17 protein-coding genes are annotated in these 16,341 nt (G+C 71.4%); 8 read left to right on the top strand and 9 right to left on the bottom strand.

Going from position 1 to position 16,341, the window contains the following annotated elements; genetic code table 11:
• The 3 genes from ACKOB8_RS09035 to ACKOB8_RS09025 are packed head-to-tail and all read right to left on the bottom strand — an operon-like array spanning position 1 to position 2,850.
• Positions 1-1,074 (bottom strand): TobH protein, encoded by a 1,074-nt coding sequence (locus tag ACKOB8_RS09035; protein ID WP_526376868.1) that lies wholly within the window; start codon positions 1,072-1,074, stop codon positions 1-3.
• Positions 1,071-2,465: a phosphomannomutase/phosphoglucomutase gene (locus ACKOB8_RS09030; RefSeq protein ID WP_526376867.1), complete on the bottom strand. Its 1,395-nt coding sequence runs from the start codon at positions 2,463-2,465 to the stop codon at positions 1,071-1,073. The genes ACKOB8_RS09035 and ACKOB8_RS09030 overlap by 4 nt, the downstream gene beginning before the upstream one ends.
• 10 nt (positions 2,466-2,475) lie before the next feature.
• Positions 2,476-2,850 (bottom strand): DUF3499 family protein, encoded by a 375-nt coding sequence (locus ACKOB8_RS09025; protein WP_526376866.1) that lies wholly within the window; start codon positions 2,848-2,850, stop codon positions 2,476-2,478.
• A 156-nt stretch (positions 2,851-3,006) separates the two neighbouring features.
• Here ACKOB8_RS09025 and ACKOB8_RS09020 point away from each other — a divergent pair, with 156 nt between their 5' ends.
• Complete coding sequence (locus tag ACKOB8_RS09020) at positions 3,007-3,429, top strand: metallopeptidase family protein (protein ID WP_526376929.1); 423 nt, start codon at positions 3,007-3,009, stop codon at positions 3,427-3,429.
• A gap of 20 nt (positions 3,430-3,449) precedes the next feature.
• Here ACKOB8_RS09020 and ACKOB8_RS09015 read toward each other — a convergent pair whose 3' ends face one another.
• Complete coding sequence (locus tag ACKOB8_RS09015; protein ID WP_526376928.1) at positions 3,450-3,683, bottom strand: WhiB family transcriptional regulator; 234 nt, start codon at positions 3,681-3,683, stop codon at positions 3,450-3,452.
• A gap of 398 nt (positions 3,684-4,081) precedes the next feature.
• On the opposite strand from ACKOB8_RS09015, the gene cofD reads away from it, so the two are divergent.
• The 3 genes from cofD to ACKOB8_RS09000 are packed head-to-tail and all read left to right on the top strand — an operon-like array spanning position 4,082 to position 6,986.
• Entirely contained in the window at positions 4,082-5,083 is a 1,002-nt protein-coding gene (gene cofD / locus ACKOB8_RS09010; RefSeq protein ID WP_526376865.1) for a 2-phospho-L-lactate transferase, read from the top strand.
• Complete coding sequence (locus ACKOB8_RS09005) at positions 5,080-6,429, top strand: coenzyme F420-0:L-glutamate ligase (RefSeq protein WP_526376864.1); 1,350 nt, start codon at positions 5,080-5,082, stop codon at positions 6,427-6,429. Before cofD ends, ACKOB8_RS09005 begins: the two co-directional genes overlap by 4 nt.
• A complete protein-coding gene (locus tag ACKOB8_RS09000; protein WP_526376863.1) occupies positions 6,426-6,986 on the top strand; it encodes an NUDIX hydrolase in 561 nt (186 codons plus the stop codon). The genes ACKOB8_RS09005 and ACKOB8_RS09000 overlap by 4 nt, the downstream gene beginning before the upstream one ends.
• Here the strand turns inward: ACKOB8_RS09000 and manB are convergent.
• From manB to rfbD, 3 genes are read right to left on the bottom strand one after another with little or no spacing between them, the layout of a single operon-like run.
• Positions 6,946-8,019 (bottom strand): mannose-1-phosphate guanylyltransferase ManB, encoded by a 1,074-nt coding sequence (gene manB, locus ACKOB8_RS08995; protein ID WP_526376862.1) that lies wholly within the window; start codon positions 8,017-8,019, stop codon positions 6,946-6,948. The two genes, ACKOB8_RS09000 and manB, sit on opposite strands and share 41 nt — an antisense overlap.
• Positions 8,016-8,891, bottom strand: coding sequence for a glycosyltransferase family 2 protein (locus tag ACKOB8_RS08990; RefSeq protein ID WP_526376861.1), 876 nt, complete (start codon positions 8,889-8,891; stop codon positions 8,016-8,018). Before ACKOB8_RS08990 ends, manB begins: the two co-directional genes overlap by 4 nt.
• The gene (gene rfbD / locus ACKOB8_RS08985; RefSeq protein ID WP_526376927.1) at positions 8,888-9,763 is read right to left on the bottom strand and encodes a dTDP-4-dehydrorhamnose reductase; all 876 of its coding nucleotides are present in this window, start codon (positions 9,761-9,763) and stop codon (positions 8,888-8,890) included. The genes ACKOB8_RS08990 and rfbD overlap by 4 nt, the downstream gene beginning before the upstream one ends.
• A 179-nt stretch (positions 9,764-9,942) precedes the next feature.
• Between rfbD and ACKOB8_RS08980 the strand changes: the two genes are divergently transcribed.
• Positions 9,943-11,394, top strand: coding sequence for an LCP family protein (locus ACKOB8_RS08980; RefSeq protein ID WP_526376926.1), 1,452 nt, complete (start codon positions 9,943-9,945; stop codon positions 11,392-11,394).
• A 45-nt stretch (positions 11,395-11,439) separates the two neighbouring features.
• Entirely contained in the window at positions 11,440-12,822 is a 1,383-nt protein-coding gene (locus tag ACKOB8_RS08975) for an HNH endonuclease signature motif containing protein (RefSeq protein ID WP_526376860.1), read from the top strand.
• Between the two features lie 37 nt (positions 12,823-12,859).
• Here ACKOB8_RS08975 and ACKOB8_RS08970 read toward each other — a convergent pair whose 3' ends face one another.
• Positions 12,860-13,324: a DUF5078 domain-containing protein gene (locus tag ACKOB8_RS08970; RefSeq protein WP_526376859.1), complete on the bottom strand. Its 465-nt coding sequence runs from the start codon at positions 13,322-13,324 to the stop codon at positions 12,860-12,862.
• Between the two features lie 44 nt (positions 13,325-13,368).
• On the opposite strand from ACKOB8_RS08970, the gene ACKOB8_RS08965 reads away from it, so the two are divergent.
• A complete protein-coding gene (locus ACKOB8_RS08965) occupies positions 13,369-14,349 on the top strand; it encodes a cation efflux transmembrane domain-containing protein (RefSeq protein ID WP_526376858.1) in 981 nt (326 codons plus the stop codon).
• The gene (locus ACKOB8_RS08960; protein ID WP_526376857.1) at positions 14,330-15,154 is read left to right on the top strand and encodes a biotin--[acetyl-CoA-carboxylase] ligase; all 825 of its coding nucleotides are present in this window, start codon (positions 14,330-14,332) and stop codon (positions 15,152-15,154) included. The genes ACKOB8_RS08965 and ACKOB8_RS08960 overlap by 20 nt, the downstream gene beginning before the upstream one ends.
• A gap of 4 nt (positions 15,155-15,158) precedes the next feature.
• Here the strand turns inward: ACKOB8_RS08960 and ACKOB8_RS08955 are convergent, their stop codons facing one another.
• The gene (locus tag ACKOB8_RS08955; RefSeq protein ID WP_526376856.1) at positions 15,159-16,325 is read right to left on the bottom strand and encodes an acyl-CoA dehydrogenase; all 1,167 of its coding nucleotides are present in this window, start codon (positions 16,323-16,325) and stop codon (positions 15,159-15,161) included.
• Positions 16,326-16,341: the final 16 nt, after the last annotated feature.

The following is a 16,341-nucleotide window of genomic DNA, read 5'->3' as shown; positions in this document are numbered from 1 at the left end:
TCATCCCCCAGCCAGACGCAGGTAGACCGCGGTCATCTCCAGCCGCACGGCCAGCGTGGCCAGTTGAGCCTCGACCGGCAAAGCGGCGGTCGGCGCCGAGCCCGCCTCGCCGACATCCTCGGCGGCCAGCAGGTCGACCGGCTCGCCGGCCGCGCCGGCCAGTCGTGCGGCCAGCAGATGGCGCTCGGCGCCCAGCGCCAGGGCGATCACCCGCAGAGTGCTCGGCCGGGGACCGTCGATCTGCTCGTCGTGGAACAGCGCCTCCACCGGATCGGCGAACCCGCTCCCCGCGACACCGAGCGCGGCCACGGCGTCGTCAATGCCGACCGCCGCCGCCGGCCGGCCGGCGAGCCGCAGCAGCACGGCCGCGCCGTGGCGGGCCAGGCCGAGGGTGGCTGCGCCGTCGGCGGCCAGCACCACCTGGCGGTCGGCCATCCGCACCGCCAGCGCCTTGGCCGGGTTGGTGAACACCTCGCGCGAAGCGCTGTTGCGCAGCGCCTCGGCGTCGAGTTCGTCGGCCAGCGCGGCGAGGTCGGTGCGCACCGCGGGATCCGCCGCGGCGACCGCGGCCAGACCCGCCGCCAGGTAGCGGCACAGACCGAACTCGGCGGGCACCGGCAGCCGGGGTGCGAGCACCGCCGCACGGTCGGCGGTGGCGTCGCGCAGCGGGCCCTCGTAGGGCGCGACCACCACCACCCGGGCGCCGCGTCGCACCGCGGTGGCCGCCGCGGAGACCAGAGCGGGATCGGCCGGATCGTCGCCGGCGACCACCAGCAGATCCAGCGGGCCGACCCAGGACGGCGACTGCGGGGTGAGCACCAGTGGCTGGCCGGTCAGCCCGGCCAGCACCGCGGCGAGGATCTCCCCCGCCGCCCCGGCGGTACCCCGCCCGGCGACCCAGATCACGCTGCGCGGCCGCTGTGCGTCGGCCACCGACGCCAGCAGCCCCTCGTCGACGGCGGAGTGCACCGTGCGCACCTGGGCGCCGGCCATCGCCGAGGCCCGCAGCAGTCCGAGGTGGTCGGCTTCCAGCAGCCCGGCGGTGTCGTCGAGGTCGACGATCGCCGCACTCATGCGCCGGCCGTCGCAATCGTCTCGGCCACCCGGCGGGAAATCTTGTCGACGTCCTCGGCGCTGCGCGCCTCGACGTTGAGGCGCAGCAGCGGCTCGGTGTTCGAGGAGCGCAGGTTGAACCATGCGCCGTCACCCAACTCCGCGGTCACGCCGTCCATGTGGTCGAGCGAGATGACTTCCCCGCCAAAGGATTCGAGCACCGCCTCGGCGCACGACGCCGCGTCGTCCACCCGGAAGTTGATCTCGCCGGAGGCCGCGTAGCGCTGATAGCCGCCGATCAACTCCGACAGCGTACGGTCTTGGCCGCCCAGTGCGGCGAGCACGTGCAGGGCGGCCAGCATGCCCGAGTCCGCACCCCAGAAATCGCGGAAGTAGTAGTGCGCGGAATGCTCGCCGCCGAACACGGCTCCGGTTTCGGCCATCAGCGCCTTGACGTAGGAGTGCCCGACGCGGGAGCGCACCGGCCTGCCGCCGCGCTCGGTGACGAGTTCGGGCACCGCACGCGAGGTGATCAGGTTGTAGATCACCGTCGCGCCGGGTTCGCGGTCCAGCGCCCGGTTTGCCACCAGTGCGGTCACCGCCGACGCCGGCACCGGCCGGCCGCGTTCGTCAACGACGAAGCACCGGTCGGCGTCCCCGTCGAAGGCCAGACCGATGTCGGCCCCGTTGTCGATCACGAACCGCTGCAGGTCGACCAGGTTGGCGGGCTCCAGCGGGTTGGGCTCGTGGTTGGGGAAGGACCCGTCGAGGTCGAAGTACAGCGGCAGCACGGTGAGCGCGGCGACGGGCCCCAGCACGGCGGGGGCGGTCAGCCCGGCCATGCCGTTGCCCGCGTCGACGGCCACCCGCAGCGGCCGCAGTGTGCGCACGTCGACCAGCGAGCGCAGGAATTCGCCGTACTCGGCGAGCACGTCGCGGTCGCGAACGCGCCCGGACGGACCGTCGTAGTCCGGCACCCCGGCGATGACGTCCTCGCGGATGACGGCCAGCCCGGTCTCCGCGCCGACCGGCTTGGCGCCGGCCCGGCACAGCTTGATGCCGTTGTAGGCGGCCGGGTTGTGACTCGCGGTGAACATCGCGCCGGGGCAGTTCAGCAGGCCCGAGGCGAAGTAGAGCTGATCGGTGGAACTCAGGCCGATGCGCACGACGTCGAGTCCCTGACCGGTGACGCCGGCAGCGAAGGCGGCGGCCAGCACCGGGGAGCTTTCCCGCATGTCGTGGCCGACAACGATTCCGGGAACATCGGATCTCCCGGCGCTTTCCGACCGCATCAGCCGGGCGAACGCGGCGCCGACATCCGCGGCGAATCCCTCGTCGATCTCGGTTCCGACCAGGCCACGCACGTCGTAGGCCTTGATCACGCGGCGCACCGCCGCGGCCGGCCTGGTCATGGCCGCCAGCCTAGCCGTCGGGATCGGGCAGAACCCGAAGGTGCCCGCGACGCCTTCCCCCGACCGCGCGGGCGGCGGCCGGCGGTGCGGTGAAGCCGGGGACGGCCGGGCTGGCGACCGCGCGGCCCTCCCGGACGGCCTCGGCCAGCGCGACCAGATCGTCCTCGTCGGGGTTGACCGGCAGCGGCGCCGCGTGGCGCACCATCTCCCAGCCGCGCGGGGCGGTGATCCGGCTGGCGTGGCCGATGCAGAGATCCCAGGCGTGCGGTTCGCGAGCGGTCGCCAGCGGACCCACGACGGCGGTGGAGTCGGAGTAGACGAAGGTCAGCGTCGCCACCGCGCAGTGCGGACACCCGGGCCGGCTGCAGCGACGGGCAACATTCACGCCGCAGAGGCTATCGCGGTGCCAACCCGGTCACGCCCGGACACGCGCGGGGGCCGCGCCGCCGATGTTCAACCGTTACGATTTGCGCTCGTGGCCGACTCCCGAAGTGCCCGGCGCGGAGGTGGATCGGGCGGCGGCTCGCGGCGCGGACGCGAGATGAGGGGCCCGTTGCTGCCGAAGACGGTTCCGGGGTGGCGAAGCCGCGCCGAACGCTTCGACATGGCCGTGCTGGAGGCCTACGAGCCGATCGAAAGGCGTTGGCAGCAGCGGCTCAGCGGACTGGATGTGGCCGTGGACGAGGTGCCCCGGATCGCGGCCAAGGATCCCGACAGCGTGCAGTGGCCGCCGGAAGTGGTGGCCGACGGGCCGGTTGCGCTGGCGCGGTTGATCCCCGCCGGCGTGGACGTCCGCGGTGAGGCGACGCGCGCGCGACTGGTGTTGTTTCGCAGGCCGATCGAGCGACGGGCCAAGGATTCCGACGATCTGGCCGATCTGCTGCACGAGATTCTGGTGGCGCAGGTGGCCACGTATCTGGGAGTGGAACCGTCGGTCATCGACCCGACGCTGGAACAGGATTAGGGCAGAGCGAGTAGCGGGATCTAGATGATTCCGCGCTTGAGGCGCCGGCGCTCCCGCTCGGAGAGGCCACCCCAGATTCCGAACCGCTCATCGTTTGCCAGGGCGTAGTCCAGGCATGCGTCGCGCACCTCGCAGCCCAGGCAGATCCGCTTGGCCTCGCGAGTCGAACCGCCCTTCTCCGGGAAGAACGCTTCGGGATCGGTCTGCGCGCACAGCGCTCGCTCCTGCCATTCCTCGTCGGCCGGAGTGATCATCGGTGCGATCTCGACCGGGTCGGGAACCACGCTCAGGTGCGTCCGCTTCAAACCCGTGTCGGTCGATCCGGCGGAGTGCGACGCCCCCAGAGCGCCGAGCAGATGCTCAAATGTCATGCCGTCTCCTCTATCGCAACGCAGTCGAACGTATCGAACTAATCGAACATGTGGTCGAATCGCGGTCTGCGACACCGGAACCGGCAGGTAGACCGGGAAATGACACTGGTGTGATTAGACACGCCGACAGCACCCCGGTCAAGCAGTTGAACCGATTTTTCTACCACTTTCTGTCCGTAAACCGGTGTGTCGATGCCGCGGCGTGTCCCAGCGTTGACGAGAACGTAACGAGAATGCCCAGACCACGACCGGATGCGGGCGAGCATTTAGTGTCAGATGTCGTGAAGATCACCGTTCTGGTCGGAGGCATCGGCGGCGCGCGATTTCTGCTCGGCGTGCAGCGGTTGCTCGGTCTGGGCCAGTTCGCCGAACCGTCCGCGCCGGGCGGTGCCGGCCCGGCGCACGAACTGACCGCAGTCGTCAACATCGGCGACGATGCGTGGATCCACGGGCTTCGGATCTGCCCCGATCTGGACACCTGCATGTACACCCTCGGCGGGGGAATCGACCCGGAACGCGGCTGGGGTCATCGCGACGAAACCTGGCACGCCAAAGAGGAATTGGCCGCCTACGGCGTGCAGCCGGACTGGTTCGGCCTGGGCGACCGTGACCTTGCCACCCATCTGGTGCGCAGCCAGATGCTGCGGGCGGACTATCCGCTGTCGCAGGTGACCGCCGCGCTGTGCGACCGCTGGTCGCCCGGCGCCACCCTGCTGCCCGCCAGCGACGACCGATGCGAGACGCACGTCGTGGTCAGCGATCCCGACACCGGCGACCGCAGGGCGATCCACTTCCAGGAGTGGTGGGTGCGCTACCGGGCACGCATCCCCACCCACAGCTTCGCCTTCGTCGGTTCGGAGACCGCCACCGCCGGCCCCGGTGTCGCCGACGCCATCACCAACGCCGACGTCGTCGTGCTCGCACCGTCGAATCCGGTGGTCAGCATCGGGGCGATCCTCGCCGTCGCCGGAATCCGCGGCGCGCTGCGCACGACCGCGGCCCCAGTCGTCGGGTACTCCCCGATCGTCGCCGGAAAGCCGTTGCGCGGGATGGCCGACGAATGCCTGCGCGTCATCGGGGTACCGACCACCGCCGAGGCCGTCGGCCGGCACTACGGCGCGCGCGCGGCGACCGGACTGCTCGACGTCTGGATGGTCGACCAGAGCGACCACGCCGACGTGCCCGGCGTCGCGGTGAAGTCGGTTCCGCTGCTGATGTCCGGACCCGACGCGACCGCCGAGATGGTGCGTGCGGGCCTCGAACTGGCCGGGGTCGCGCCGTGAGCGACCACGGAGCGGGCGCTCCGGTTGAGATCCTGCCGGTCACCGGACTGCCGGAGTTTGCACCCGGCGACGACCTCGCAGCGGCCATCGCCACGGCGGCACCGTGGCTACGCGACGGCGACGTCGTCGTGGTGACCAGCAAGGTGGTCTCCAAGTGCGAGGGCAGGATCGTCACCGCGCCAGCCGATCCCGACGAACGAGATCGTCTGCGCCGCAACCTGATCGACCAAGAGGCCGTCCGGGTGCTGGCCCGCAAGGGACTCACCCTGATCACCGAGAACAAGCAGGGCCTGGTGCAGGCCGCCGCGGGCGTCGACGGATCCAACGTCGCGCCGACGCAACTGGTCCTGCTGCCCGTCGATCCGGATGCCAGCGCCGCGACACTGCGCGCGACACTCGCCGAGCGTTGCGGCGTCTCCGTCGCCGTGCTGATCACCGACACGATGGGCCGCGCCTGGCGCAACGGCCAGACCGACGCCACGATCGGGTCGGCCGGTATCGCGGTGCTGCACGGCTACGCGGGAGTCCATGACGGCCACGGCAACGAACTGGTGGTGACCGAGGTGGCCGTCGCCGACGAGATCGCCGCCGCCGCCGACCTGGTCAAAGGCAAGCTGACCGGAGTGCCGGTGGCGGTGCTGCGCGGGTTGGATGTGCGTGACGACGGGTCCACCGCGGCGAGCCTGCTGCGCAGCGGGCACGACGACCTGTTCTGGCTGGGCACCGCGGAGTCGATCGACCTCGGCAGACGGCAGGCCCAGCTGCTGCGCCGCTCGGTGCGCGACTTCAGCGTCGCACCGGTCGAGTCCGGCGTCATCGAGGCCGCGGTGGCCGAGGCGCTCACCGCCCCGGCCCCGCACCACACCCGGCCGGTCCGCTTCGTCTGGCTCACCGACCGCGACCGGCGCATTGCGCTGCTGGACCGGATGAAGGACGCCTGGCGCACCGATCTGGCCGCCGACGGGCGCCCGCCGGAGCAGATCGAACGCCGCGTCTCCCGCGGGCAGATCCTCTACGACGCGCCCGAGGTGGTGATCCCGTTCCTGGTGGCCAACGAATCCACCGGCGCGCACAGCTATCCCGATCCGCACCGCACGGCGGCTGAGCACACCATGTTCACCGTCGCCGCCGGCGCGGCCGTGCAGGCCCTGCTGGTCGCGCTGGCCGTGCGCGGAGTAGGCAGCTGCTGGATCGGCTCGACGATCTTCGCCCCCGCGGTGGTGCGCTCCGTGTTGGATCTCGATGAGGACTGGGAACCGTTGGGCGCCATCGCGATCGGGTATCCCGAGCAAACTCCGTCACCGCGCGATCCCGCGCCTCCGGGTGATCTGCTGATCCGGATATGAGCGTGCACTCCTCGGCGGTCGAGACACTGACGCACTGGCAGGCGCCCGACCCCGGCCAGGACGCGCTGCGCCACGCGGTGCTGGCCTTCCTGCACGCCCGGCCGGACAGCTGCCAACGCGCCTGCGTTCCCGGGCACATCACCGCCTCGACGCTGGTGGTCTCACCCGACGACGAGGTGCTGCTGACGTTGCACCCGCGCTTCGGGCGCTGGGTTCAGCTCGGGGGGCACTGCGAGGACGACGATCCCGACATCACCGCCGCCGCGCTGCGCGAGGCCACCGAGGAGTCGGGGATCGACGGACTGCAACTGGACCCCGAGCTGGCGGCACTGCACGTTCACCCGGTGACCTGTTCGCTCGGTGTGCCCACCCGGCATCTGGACCTGCAGTTCCTCGCGCTGGCGCCGGCCGGTGCGCGGTTCACCGTCAGCGACGAGTCGCTGGATCTGCGGTGGTGGCCGATCGACGCGCTGCCGGCCGGTGCGGACGCCGGGCTGACCGCACTGGTGGCTGCGGCTAGACGTCGCTGGAGTAGCGAATCCCGCAGTCGGGGATGAACACTCCGGGCCACACCCGGGCGCCGCGCAGCAGTTCGCAGCAGGCGCCGATGTCGGCGCCGTCGGCGATGACGCCGTCGCGGATCAGCGCGCGCGGACCGATGCGCGCGCCGAAGCCGATGATCGCACGCTCCACCACCGCGCCCGCCTCGATGCGCGCACCGTCGAAGACCACCGCCCCGTCGAGTCGCACCCCCGGACCGATCTCGGCACCGCGGCCGACCACCGTGCCGCCGACCAGCACCGCGCCGGGGGCGACCGAGGCGCCGTCGTGCACCAGGCTTTCGCCGCGGCGTCCGCCGAGCGCGGGCGAGGGGGCGATGCCGCGCACCAGGTCGGCCGAGCCGCGCACGAAGTCCTCCGGTGTGCCCATGTCGCGCCAGTAGCTGGAGTCGACGTAGCCGCACACCCGGATGCCGTCGGCCAGCAGGCCGGGAAACACCTCCCGTTCCACCGACACCTCCCGCCCGCGCGGGATGCGGTCGACGACGGCGCGGTTGAACACGTAACTGCCGGCGTTGATCTGGTCGGTGGGCGGGTCCTCGGTCTTCTCCAGGAAGGCCAGCACGTTGCCGTCGGCGTCGGTGGGCACGCAGCCGAAGGCCCGCGGGTCACCGACGCGAACCAGGTGCAGGGTGACGTCCGCCTCGCGGTCGCGGTGGGCCGTGAGCAACGCGCGCAGATCGACCCCGGAGAGGACGTCGCCGTTGAACACCAGCACGGTGTCACTGCGCAACAGTCCGGCGACGTTGGCGATGCCGCCGCCGGTGCCCAGCGGACGTTCCTCGGTGACGTAGTCGATCTGCAGGCCGAGCGCGGCGCCGTCGCCGAACTCCGCCTCGAAGGTGTCCGACTGCAGCGAGGTCCCCAGGATCACGTGCTCGATGCCGGCGACGGCGATGCGCGAGAGCAGATGCGTCAGAAACGGCAGGCCCGCCGTCGGCAGCATCGGTTTGGGCGTGGACAGGGTCAGCGGCCGCAGCCGGGTGCCCTTCCCGCCGACCAGAACGACGGCGTCCGGCTTCGGGCTCACCGGACACCCCGCTCCCGGCGGGCGCGGCGCACCGCCGCCCCGGCCCGGACCCGCAACGCCCCGCGCATGGTCCACCGCAGCGGGGCCTGCCACCACCGCGGGTGACGGTCGGCGAGATAGATGTAGGTGCTGTCGTGGTGGGCGCGCAGGTTGCGGGCCGGCTCCCGGCCGGTGGAATGACCTTTGTCGTGCAGGATCTCCGAGGACGGCACGTAGACGTTCAGCCAGCCCGCGCGGCCCACCCGGTCGCACAGGTCGACGTCTTCCATGTAGAGGAAGAAGCGTTCGTCGAAGCCGCCGACGGCGTCGAACGCCGAGCGTCGCACCAGCAGACAGGATCCCGACAGCCAGCCCACCGGCCGCTCACTGGGTTCGATGCGCTCCTGGCGGTAGGACTTCGTCCACGGGTTGGACTTCCAGACGAAACCGACGACGGCGTGCATGCCGCCGCGCACCAGGCTGGGCAGATGACGTGCCGAGGGGTAGACCGCTCCGTCGGGGTCGCGGATCAGCGGACCGAGGGTTCCGGCGCGGGGCCAGCGGCGGGCGGCGTCGAGCAGGGCGTCGATGCTGCCCGGCCCCCAGGCCACGTCGGGGTTGGCGAACAGCACGAACTCCCCGGCCGCGGGAATGGTGGCCACCGCGCGGTTGATCGCGGCGCCGTAGCCGACGTTGCCGCCGGTGCGCACCAGCCGGACCCCGGGGTAGCGGGTCAGCGCCTCCTCGGGTGCGCCGTCGATGGACCCGTTGTCGGCCAGCACCACGTCGAGCGGGCGGTCGGTGGCCACGGTCAGCGAGGACAGGAAGCGGTCCAGGTGCGTGCCCGGCGAGTAGGTGACCGTGACGACGGTCAGATCCGGATCACCACTCACGGCGTTGAGGGTATCGGCCCGGTGTCGGTGGGCACCGCAAGTGCTGCGGCGATCGCGTCGCGCCACGGCCGCAGCGCCGTCAGCCCGGCCCGCGCGGACTCGGCCATCGACAGCGCGGAGTAGGCCGGCCGGCGGGCCGGGCGCGGCACCGCGCCGGTGCTCACCGGCCGGACCCGGTCGGGGTCGGCGCCCAGGTCGGCGAACACCGCCCGGGCCTGGTCGAAACGGGTGGCCGCGCCGGCGTTGGCGACGTGCAGGATCCCCGGCCGGACCTCGCCGCCGGCCAGCTCCAGCAGCGCCGACACCAGGTCGGCGACGTAGGTCGGCGAGCCGGTCTGGTCGGCGACCACGTCGACGGTGCGGTCGGTGGCCGCCAGCGCGCGCATCACCGCAACGAAATCGGTACCGGCGCCGCCGGTGTACACCCAGGAGGTGCGCACGACGTGCGCACCCGGCAGCGCCGCCAGCACCGCGCGCTCGCCGTCGAGCTTGCTGCGGCCGTAGACGCTGACCGGTCCGGTGGCGTCATCGACCTCGTACGGCCGGCCGGGTGTACCGCCGGAAGCGCCGAAAACATAATCGGTGGAGAGGTGGATCAGCCGGGCCCCGGCCGTTGCACACGCCGCGGCGACGGTGCCGGCGCCGGCGGCGTTGACCGCGTGCGCGCGCCCGGGTTCGGCCTCGGCGGCGTCGACGTGGGTCAGCGCCGCGCAGTGCTCCTCGAGGGCGGCCCCGGCGGCCTCGGGGCGGGCGGCGGCCGGGTCGGTGATGTCGAACTCCCGGCGGGTCAGGGCGCGGACCCGGTAGCCGCGGCGACCGGCTTCACCAGCGAGAAAGCGCCCGACCTGGCCGCCGGCCCCGGTGATGAGCATCGTCTGCGCCACGGTGACGAGTCTGGCACGCCGGGTTTGGGCTACCGCTGATGAGCCGCCACCGCCAGTAGCCTGTCCTGGTGGCTGGAGAGACTGAAGTGACGGCAGTGACGGGGACTCGACAGCTCGGACGCACCCTGCTCGCCCTGGCCGCCATCCTCGTTCTGGTCGGCACCGGCATGGCGTGGGGGTCGGTGCGCTCCTTCGAGAGCGGGATCTTCCACTTCGTGACCGCCGCGCTCGGCGGCGACGGGTCCGACGGGGCGGTCGACATCCTGCTGGTCGGGATGGACAGCCGCACCGACGCCCACGGCAACCCGCTGACCGACGAGGAACTGGCCGAGCTGCACGCCGGCAACGACGTCGCGACCAACACCGACACCATCATCCTGGTCCGCATCCCCAACAACGGCCGCTCCGCGACGGCGATCTCGATCCCGCGCGACTCCTATGTCGAGGCGCCCGGGCTGGAGAAGACCAAGATCAACGGCGTCTACGGCGAGGTCCGGCTGGACACCATGACCGAACTGGTGGAGAAGCAGGGCATGGATCCCGCCGAGGCCGAACCCCAGGCCGTCGAGGCGGGCCGCAACGCGCTCATCAAGACCGTCGCCGACCTCACCGGAGTCACCGTCGACCACTACGCCGAGATCGGCCTGCTGGGCTTCGCGCTGATCACCGATGCGCTCGGCGGCGTCGAGGTCTGCCTCAAAGACGCGGTGTACGAACCCCTTTCCGGCGCGGACTTCCCGGCCGGCTGGCAGCGTCTGGACGGCCCGCAGGCGCTGAGCTTCGTCCGGCAGCGTCACGACCTGCCGCGCGGTGACCTCGACCGGGTTGTCCGCCAGCAGGTGGTGATGGCTTCCCTTGCCCACCAGGTGATTTCGCGTAAAACGCTGACCAGCCCGGCCACCCTCAACCGGCTTCAGGACGCCATCCAGCGCTCGGTGGTGATCTCCTCGGGGTGGGACGTGATGAATTTCCTCAAGCAGTTGCAGAAGCTGGCCGGGGGCAACGTGGCGTTCGCCACCATCCCGGTGCTCGCCGAGGACGGCTGGAGCGACGACGGAATGCAGTCGGTGGTGCGGATCGATCCGGGTCAGGTGCAGCAGTGGGTCGCGGGGCTGCTGCACGACCAGGAGGAGGGCAAGACCGCCGAGGTCGCCTACTCCCCCGACCAGACCACCGCCGACGTCGTCAACGACACCGACATCAACGGCCTGGCGGCCGCGGTCTCCGAACGGCTGACCGCGGAGGGATTCGCCGCCGGGACGGTGGGCAACAACGACAAGAGCAAGGTGGACCGCAGTCAGGTCCAGGCCGCCACCGAGGACGACCTCGGCGCGCGGGCGGTCGCCGAGACGTTGGGCCTGCCGGTGGTGGCCGACTCGGCGGTACAGCCCGGCAGCGTGCGGGTCGTGCTCGCCGACGACTACACCGGGCCGGGATCCGGGCTCGACGGCACGCTGCCGACCGCCGCGACGGTCAACGATGCGTCCGCGGACGCTTCGGATGCGACGGGAGCCTCGGGAGCCTCAGGAGCCTCAGGAGCGGACGGGCTCTCCAGCGACACACCGCCGCCCTCCCCGGTCATCACCGCGGGGTCCGACGACCCCAAGTGCGTCAACTGACCGCTGCACCGGAAGTTGTCGGACCTTCGCACTAGTGTTCGATATATGGAGATCCTGTCCGCACTCGACGACCTCGAGGCAGCGTGGGACAAGCTGGCCGGCCTGCCGGTCGAGACCTTGACCGCGCCGCAGGTGCTGGCGGTGCTCGATCGGCTGGAGCGGCACCGCCGCCGCCAGCCTGCGGTGGAGCACGCGCTGGTGGTTCAGGTGCAGTCCCAGGCCACACCGAAGGATCTGGGGGCGAAGTCCTGGCGGGCGGTCCTGTCCCAGCGACTGGGGATCAGCGGATCCGATGCCCGGCGGCGGCTGGCCGAGGCCGCCGATCTCGGGCCCCGGCGCGCGTTGACCGGCGGGCCGCGGGAACCGGCGCTGCCGGGCACCGCCGCCGCCCAGGCCCGCGGGGAGGTCGGCGCCGAGCACGTCGCGCTGATCCGGGACTTCATGGCCGCACTGCCCGCCACGATCGACCCCGGCACCGAGGAGGCCGCGGAGTCCCAGCTGGCCGGGCTGGCCGGGGGGCTGACGCCCGAAGGGCTGCGGGCGGTGGCGCGTCAGCTGCTGAGCTACCTCGACCCCGACGGCACCCCGGAGGACGAGCGTGAGCACGCCCGCAAGCGCGGCCTGACCCTGGGCCCGCAGGGCCTGGACGGGATGAGCCGACTGACCGGGTGGCTCACCCCGGCGTTGCGCGCCTCGCTGGATGCACTGTTGGCGAAGCTGGCCGCACCCGGCTACGCCAACCCCGACGACGACACCCCGTGCATCGACGGGCGCCCCTCACAGGCCCAGATCGACACCGACGCCCGCAGCACCGCCCAGCGCCAGCACGACGCCCTGGCGGCGGTCTGCCAGGCGATGCTGGCCTCGGGCACCCTGGGCCGGCACAACGGGCTGCCGGTCACAATCGTGGCCACCACCACCCTGGCCGAACTGTCCGCCGCAGCCGGGGTGGCCCACACCGGCGGGGGCAGCCGGTTGCCGATACCCACCCTGATCCGGATGGCCGCCGCCGGCGCGCACCCCTACCTGGCGCTGTTCGACGACCCGCGCGCGATCCGGCTCTACTACGGGCGCCGCCGGCGCACCGCCAGCCCCGGCCAGCGCCTGGCCCTCTACGCCCGCGACAGAGGGTGCACCAAACCGGGCTGCTCGGCCCCGCCGAACCGGTCCCAGGTCCACCATGCGCAGCGGGACTGGCAACACGGCGGCTCCACCGACATCGACCAGCTCACCCTGGCCTGCGGTTGCGACAACCGCCTCGTCGACGACAGCCCCACCGGCTGGACCACCCGAAAACGGTTACGCGACAACCGCACCGAATGGATTCCCCCGCCGCACCTGGACCGCGGCCAACCCCGGGTGAATCTGTACCACCACCCCGAAGAAATCCTCCGCGGTGACAGCGAACCGGACGACCAACCGCCGTAGGGCCGGCTTGAGGGCCGCCCCAGCACCGGCTGGTCCCCTAGGGCGTGGGAACCGGCGGGGGCGGGGTGACCGGAGCCGGCGCGGGGGCGTTGGGATCCCACGCCGCGGGGTTTTCGGCCGGGAAGGTCGGGCACGTGGCCGCGATCGCGTTGGCGTCAGGTTCAGCGTTGGTGAACAGCGACACGTACTCGGGGAAGAAGGCCACCAGGGTGTCGACCTCGGCCTGGCGCTCCTGCGGCGGCTTCTGCAGCAGCAGGTTCATGTGATAGACGATGCCGCCCTGAACCCACCGGGGCTCGGAGTTGTACTTACCCACCAGTTCGCCGTAGGTGATCGGATCGACGACCTTGGTGGCCGCCATGATCTGGTCGAGCGTGCAAGTGGTGTTGAGCATCGAGGGCGGCACGGTGTTGGGGTCGTCGGCCGCGGCGACCGCGGCCGAGCCGAGAGAGGCGAGAATCAGCGAGGCGCCGCACACCGCGGCGAGGGAATGAGTAGTCACGGCAGATGAACCTATCCGACGACCGGGGTTCTAAGCTCCCTGGGGTGCACGCGTCTCAGGCAGCGATCCTGCAGGCCGAGCAGCGCAGCCTGCGCACTTACATGATCACCATGCTCTGCCTCGCCGTGCTGGGCTTCGCGGTCTACGGGCTGACCCGGGTATCGGCGACCCAGTTCGACGGCATCATCTCGCTGATCAACGCCGGCGCGGCGCTGATCGCCTCGCGGCTGGCGGTCACGTCCAGCCGGCCGGCCGACGCCGACAACCCCTACGGCCGCCTGGCGCTGGAGAACCTCTACGCGCTGTTCCGGTCGCTGATGATCCTCGGCGTCGTCGTCGTCGGCGTGGTCACCAACTCGGTGAAGGTGATCGACTACCTGGTCACCCGCAAGGGCAGCGAACCGGAGTTCGGCCTGGCGGCGATCTACACCGCCGTCGTCGCGCTGATCTGTCTCGGCATCACCTGGAACCACCGGCGCAACAACCGCTCGGTCGGCAACGCCTCGGCCCTGCTGCGGGTCGAGGCCAACGCCGCGAAGATGGGCGCGCTGATCAGTATGGGCATCTGCGCCTCGCTGCTGCTGGTGGTGATCATCCCGGAGGGCACGGCGCTGACGTCGGCGACGTTCAACATCAAGGACATCGCCGACAGCATCATCGTGCTCATCCTGTGCGCCCTGCTGGTCGGCGAACCGGTCCGGGAGATCCGGCTGGAGTTCGGCCGCCTGTCGGGCCGGCGGGCCGACCCGGACCTCGACGCCGCGGTGCGCTCGGCGATCTCCGCGGTCGCCGCCGAACACGGCGGCGAACTCGCCCACGAGCTGACGCTGGTGGACGCCTGCGCGATCAGCCGGGGCAAGACCACCGACATCGACCTCCGGGTCTCCTACACCGGCGCGATGACGGTTGCCGAGCAGGACCGGATACGCGCACGCACGTACGCCGAACTGCGCGAGCGGATCGGCCCGCTGCGGCTGACCCTGGTTTTCAGCGACCATCCGATCCATGCCGCGCCCACCGTCTGACCCGCCGCCCCGCGCGCCCCTCGACGTCGATGGCATCCGCCGCGACCTCTTCGGACCCGACCGCCCGCTGCGCCATCTCGAACTGGTCGAGACCACCGGCTCCACCAATGCCGACCTGCTGGCCCGCCACGCCGCCGGCGAGGACATCACCGGTGCGGTGCTCGTCGCCGAGTACCAGACCGCGGGCCGTGGGCGGCACGGCCGCAGCTGGTCGGCGCCGCCGCGCTCGCAGATCACCGTCTCGATCGGGATCGGCGCCGGCGCACTCGCGCCGGAGGCGTGGGGCTGGCTGCCGCTGCTGACCGGGGTGGCAGTCGCCGACGCGGTGGCGGCCACCACCGGAATCGAGCCGGGGCTCAAGTGGCCCAACGACATTCAGGTCGGCGAGAAGAAGCTGGGCGGCATTTTGGCCGAGGTCGCCTCACCGGATCCGGTGATCGTGGTGGGCCTGGGCCTCAACGTGTCGATGACCGCCGACGAGGCACCCGACGAGCGGGCCACCTCGCTGCTCATGCTCGGCTCGACCATGCTGGACCGCAGCGCACTGCTGGGCAGCATCCTGGCCGAGCTGACCGCGCGGATCGACCGCTGGACGATCACCGGCGACACCGACCCGGCGCTGCACGCCGACTACCGGCGCCGCAGCGTCACCCTGGGCCGCCGGGTGCGGGCGGCACTGCCCGGGGACCGCGAGATCGACGGCACCGCAACCGACATCGACGCGCTGGGCCGGCTGCAGATCGACACCGGCGAGCAGACCGTCGCCGTCTCGGCGGGCGATATCACCCACCTGCGCGCTACGTGACGGATCAGCGCAGCAGGGCGCGGCTCATCACCACCCGCTGGATCTGGTTGGTGCCCTCGTAGATCTGGGTGATCTTGGCGTCGCGCATCATCCGCTCCACCGGGAAGTCCACCGTGTAGCCCGCGCCGCCGAACAGCTGCACGGCGTCGGTGGTGACCTCCATCGCGACGTCGGAGGCGAAACACTTCGACGCCGCCGAGATGAAGCCGAGGTCGGGTTCGCCGCGCTCGGCGCGCGCGGCCGCCGAGTACACCATCAGCCGGGCGGCCTCGACCTTCATCGCCATCTCGGCGAGCATGAACTGCACACCCTGATTGTCGGCGACCGGTCGGTTGAACTGCTTTCGGTCCTTGGTGTACTCAATGGCCGCGTCCAGAGCGCCCTGGGCGATGCCGACCGCCTGGGCGCCGATGGTGGGCCGGGTGTGATCCAGGGTTGCCAGCGCGGTCTTGAAACCGGTACCGGGCTCACCGATGATTCGGTCGCCGGGGATGCGGCAGTTCTCGAAGTACAGCTCGGTGGTCGGCGATCCCTTGATGCCGAGCTTGCGCTCCTTGGGTCCGACGGTGAAGCCCTCGTCGTCCTCGTGGACCATGAACGCCGAGATGCCGTTGGCCCCCTTGTCCGGATCGCTCACCGCCATCACGGTGTACCAGGCGGACTTGCCGCCGTTGGTGATCCAGCACTTGGAACCGTTGAGGATCCAGTCGTCGCCGTCGGCCTTGGCGCGGGTGCGCATCGACGCCGCGTCGCTGCCGGCCTCGCGCTCGGAAAGCGCGTAGGAGGCCATCTTGCCGTCGGCGATCTCGGGCAGCACCTTCTTCTTCAGCTCATCCGAGCCGCGCAGGATCAGGCCCATGGTGCCCAGCTTGTTGACCGCGGGGATCAGCGACGCCGAGGCATCGACGCGGGCTACCTCCTCGATGACGATGCACGCGGCCACCGAGTCCGCGCCCTGCCCGCCGAACTCCTCGGGCACGTGCACGGCGTTGAAGCCGGAGGCGTTGAGCGCCTCGAGGGCTTCCTCCGGGAAGCGGGACTCCTCGTCGACCGCAGCGGCGTACGGCGCGATCTCCTTTTCGGCCAGCGCCCGGATCGCGGCCCGCAACTCCTCGTGCTCCTCGGGCAACTGGAACACGTCGAACCCTGGATCACCGTTCCAACCAGCCATGACAGCCTCCTCACTA

The organism is Mycobacterium sp., assembly GCF_046091765.1.
Classification (GTDB): Bacteria; Actinomycetota; Actinomycetes; order Mycobacteriales; family Mycobacteriaceae; genus Mycobacterium.
The sequence above is the reverse complement of the archived record's forward strand: the minus strand, read 5'-3'. Positions and strand labels throughout refer to the sequence as shown.